This window comes from Sulfuricurvum sp., from assembly GCF_036279695.1.
Lineage (GTDB): Bacteria > Campylobacterota > Campylobacteria > Campylobacterales > Sulfurimonadaceae > Sulfuricurvum.
On sequence record NZ_DASUIQ010000130.1, the window covers coordinates 1 to 3,900 of the forward strand.

Annotated in this window: 4 protein-coding genes and 1 pseudogene; 2 read left to right on the plus strand and 3 right to left on the minus strand. The window is 43.3% G+C overall.

Translation table 11 applies throughout. The annotated features are described in order from the left end of the window. Positions 1–202 precede the first annotated feature (202 nt). Positions 203–1,213 (plus strand): hypothetical protein, encoded by a 1,011-nt coding sequence (locus tag VFW36_RS12370; RefSeq protein ID WP_329659123.1) that lies wholly within the window; start codon positions 203–205, stop codon positions 1,211–1,213. Further along, entirely contained in the window at positions 1,210–2,043 is an 834-nt protein-coding gene (locus tag VFW36_RS12375; RefSeq protein ID WP_329659124.1) for a hypothetical protein, read from the plus strand. The genes VFW36_RS12370 and VFW36_RS12375 overlap by 4 nt, the downstream gene beginning before the upstream one ends. Before the next feature lie 68 nt (positions 2,044–2,111). On the opposite strand, the gene VFW36_RS12380 is transcribed toward VFW36_RS12375, so the two are convergent. The 3 genes and pseudogenes from VFW36_RS12380 to VFW36_RS12390 all read right to left on the minus strand — a co-directional run. Beyond that, positions 2,112–3,152, minus strand: a complete 1,041-nt coding sequence (locus VFW36_RS12380) for an Mrp/NBP35 family ATP-binding protein (protein WP_329659125.1) — start codon at positions 3,150–3,152, stop codon at positions 2,112–2,114. Beyond that, positions 3,142–3,516: a hypothetical protein gene (locus tag VFW36_RS12385; RefSeq protein ID WP_329659126.1), complete on the minus strand. Its 375-nt coding sequence runs from the start codon at positions 3,514–3,516 to the stop codon at positions 3,142–3,144. Before VFW36_RS12385 ends, VFW36_RS12380 begins: the two co-directional genes overlap by 11 nt. Further along, positions 3,513–3,900: pseudogene (locus VFW36_RS12390) on the minus strand (hypothetical protein); the annotation flags it as partial. The pseudogene VFW36_RS12390 and the gene VFW36_RS12385, both read right to left, overlap by 4 nt.

Consider the following 3,900-nt stretch of genomic DNA (forward strand, 5'->3'; position numbering starts at 1 on the left):
CAGCTTAACTTCAACTTCTAAGAAGTTTTCTTCTTTCCCTTCTTGGGAGAGATTCACAATCTATCCACTTTTCCCAGCGATAATCAGAGTTCATAAAGTTTGAGTTGTTATTATCGTTTTTTTGATGGCTTTGTGATAAAATATCCCCTTTGCAAAAAAGGGCAGATCACGGCTCAAATGCGATTATACGAAGGAGAAAACTATGTTTAGCAGATTATTAATCGGCGCAGCGGCTTTATCATTAGCTGCTTCAATGGCTTTTGGTGCCCAAGGGGTAAAATTTTATGTCGGTGAGGGCGATAAAGAGAAAGTGTATATGGATATGGTCAACAATAAGATCAATTCATTAGGCTTTGTCCTATCTGATCCGCATGAGCGCATTAACGATGCGTATAAAACCAAATGGGGAACTGAGTTTAAAACCGAAAAAGGGGCACAAGTTAAACATCCTGATTTCGATCCAACGTTTAAAACAACATTGGATAACCTCGGATTTTTCTCTATCACTAATGATTCCGTAATTGGACCGTTGTTAATGAAAGAACCTTCATTGGGTGGATTCTCTCCGTTTAATCTGCACATCTACAAAAAAATGGGTGAAAATAAAACCTATGTAGGTCACGTAACTCCAGACACGATGCTTGATATTGTGGGTGTTAAAGATGCTGATGTCCGTGCAAAATTTGCTGCATCGTTTGTTCCGTTGGACAAAATGGTGGAAGCTGAGATCGGTAGTAAAGTACAAGTTATCGATTATAAAGCTCTACCTGCTAAACCGATGATGACATTTGAAATCCCGTTTGAACGCGGAGCGAGTTTAGAAGCATTTAAAAGTGACTTCCAAAGTAAATTTGAAGAGTCGTTTGAAAGTCATAAATATATCATTGCCGGATACAAAGATATTAAAGGTTCTATGACGGATAGTAATATCGAGTTCGGTCGCTATGATGAGTATTGGGTTTACTCACTTTGTCATTTCCGTTTCTCTGAGGGTATTTTTAACCAAGGTCGTCCTGATGCTGGGACATTCGCCCCATGTTCTATGTACATGTATGTTGAAAAAGGGTCAAACAAGCTTATCGTAGGTATGCCGAGACTAGAGAACTGGATTGCGGTTATGGGGCTCAATGATCCTAAAATGGTTAATTCGATTCGTAGTCTGGATAAAGAGATTATCGATATTATGATTGGATTGGGAGCGAAAGAGAAATGAAAAAATTCTATTCACTAATAATGAGTGCATTGGTACTCGGATTTTGCGGATGTGCCGGAACGGCACCTGAAGCAGAGGCGGGAGTCAAAGTTGAAAAAGTAGTCGCTACCTATAAAATCGGAGCTTACAGTGATGTTGATAGTGTAAAATCCAAACTATCATCTGCGGGATTTGAAGTAATCGGTACAAAATCAACCGATGCTGGGACGACGGTATTGTTTACCAATGCTCAAATGAAAGCAATGGCAAATAAACCTTCACGCGCGCTTGCCGCTGTTGGACGCATTTTAGTCGATGATGAGCGTAAACAAGTCAGTATTGCCAATCCGGTTTATTTCGGAAAAGCGTTTATGCAAAAAGAGTATAGCCATGCAGTTGCATCGGCTGAATTGGCTTCACTGGAAAAAGCATTCGGTCCATTAAAAGACTCTGCGGATAAATGGGAATTTGATGCTCTTGCGGGGTATCATTTTATGGTTGGAATGCCGTATTACGAAGATATGAGTGTTGTCGGCGAAGGTTCTACGGCTGATTTGGTTGCTAAAGCACAAAAAGCAAAAGGGACTACAGCGGTTGTAAAAGTGGGCGAAGATCGTTATGTTGCATTCGTTGACATGGATCGCCGTACAAACGGATTTGTCAAAAAAATTGGAACTCAAAACGGACAAATTCTTCCGTGGGCAGTATTGATCGAAGGTGGACAGGCAAAAGCATTAAGTGCTAAATACTTTATCGCGATCAGCTATCCGTTGCTTACGATGAGCGAATTTATGACGATTGCAACGGTACCTGGTGCTGTTGAAGTGGATTTGAAAAAGATTTTCAAGTAAATGAGCGTCATGCCGAACTTGATTCGGCATCTTCTTAGACCCTGAATCCAGTTCAGGGTGATGAAGAACTAAATTTTAAACTTCACTGCTTTTAGCATATTCTCTACGATCTCTCGATAATAACTTTTTAACGTGTCACATCCTAAAACAACCGGTGGCTCACCGTTATCACTGCCTTCTCGTATATCCATATTTAAGGGAATCTGACCCAATAACGGGATGTTATAACGTGCCGCCAATCGCTCACCCCCCCCACTACCGAAAATGTCATATCGTGTTCCGGTATCAGGGGCGATAAAGTAGCTCATATTTTCGACCAATCCAGCCATTGGAACGTGAATATCTTGGAACATTCGGATAGAACGACTGACATCATCGCTTGCAACCAGTTGAGGCGTCGTAACAATCACACCTGCGGTGATAGGGAGCTCTTGTGCCATGGTAAGTTGAATATCGCCGGTTCCCGGAGGCATATCAATAACCATAAAGTCCAGTTCGCCCCATGCGACATCTTCAAGAAATTGAATCAATGCGGAGACAGCAACGGATGAACGCCAAACAAGCGGAGTATCGGAGGTCGGTGTAGTGAGGGCGACACTCATAATTTTTATCCCGTAGTTTTCACTTGGAACGATTTTATTGTCATCATTCCATTTGATCTTTTCAAGATCGGTATTGGTGAGGCGAGGAATATTGGGACCGTAGACATCAGCATCCAAAATACCGACACGATACCCTTTTTGGGCAAGGGCAATGGCGAGGTTGACGCTGACGGTGCTCTTGCCGACTCCCCCTTTACCGCTGGTAACCGCAATGACGTTCGCAGCGTAAGGTGCTCTATTGTTCGGGCTGGCACTGTTACCGTAATTGGTGTCTTTTTGTACCTGAGCTTTTTTAGTAATATCGAGTCTAGTGAAATGATTTCCAAAAGCGGATTCGATTGCTGATTTGAGTGTGAGATAGGAATCATCGCTTACGGTGAGGAGTTCGATTTTAGCACTTCCCTCGGAGACTTTTACTTCCGATAGAAGTTTTAGTTCGCCGAGCGTTCGGCTAAGACCCGGATAAGGGAATGCGTGGAGCGCATCCGTTAACGCTTTAGTGTTCATACGGATTTCCTCTCGCTTCGCGTGCCAAAAGCGCTTTTGAACCGGTTGCTTTTTGGGCTAGTTTTGCTAAAGCATTACGTGCTGAAGGATATTCGAGGCTGAGGCGATGAGCGGTATTGATACGTTCATCGATAAGCGCGTTAAGTGATGCGATGACCCCTTGCAGAGTACCGATTTTATTGGACTCATTGAGAAGATCTTTAATCAACATTTCCCGAGAATGCATACGAAGCTCTAACCCGTTGGCATTTCCGATGGCTATGAAGTCGCTGGCACTGAGGTAAAGACCGGAGAAAAAAGTGTTTAGAAAGTGGTTTTCCAAGCTCATAAACTGACTACGTTCTTCAAAATGGCGTTTTTTCATACGCGTGCTCCCAGATTGGCAAGTGCCGCTTTGCTTACATCGTTATCCGTATCGTTGGTGAGAGTACTGATGATCTCTTTTGGGGCTGAACGATTTTCTGCAAGGCGCATGCGTACCATTTTATCATTATCATCACAGAGAATTTTGAGTAGTTTTGCTGGGGTGTTTGGATTGCCGGAGAGCCCGTCACGGACGATTTTTTCATCGCTAAAGAATTTTTCTAAGACATCACTCGGAGTTGAGGGGTTGGCGGCGACAAGGGCGCGCACTAAGTTGATGGGATCACTAGAGAGGTGAGTGAGTACTTCAACCGGCGTGTGAGGATTTTTGGCTACCGCCCAACGGGCTCCCATATCGACAGGATTGCTCGCAATATCGATCAGA

Coding starts and splice junctions, on each gene's coding strand:
- VFW36_RS12370 (WP_329659123.1), top strand. CDS start 203: ATGTTTAGCAGATTATTAATCGGCGCAGCGGCTTTATCATTAGCTGCT.
- VFW36_RS12375 (WP_329659124.1), top strand. CDS start 1,210: ATGAAAAAATTCTATTCACTAATAATGAGTGCATTGGTACTCGGATTT.
- VFW36_RS12380 (WP_329659125.1), bottom strand. CDS start 3,152: ATGAACACTAAAGCGTTAACGGATGCGCTCCACGCATTCCCTTATCCG.
- VFW36_RS12385 (WP_329659126.1), bottom strand. CDS start 3,516: ATGAAAAAACGCCATTTTGAAGAACGTAGTCAGTTTATGAGCTTGGAA.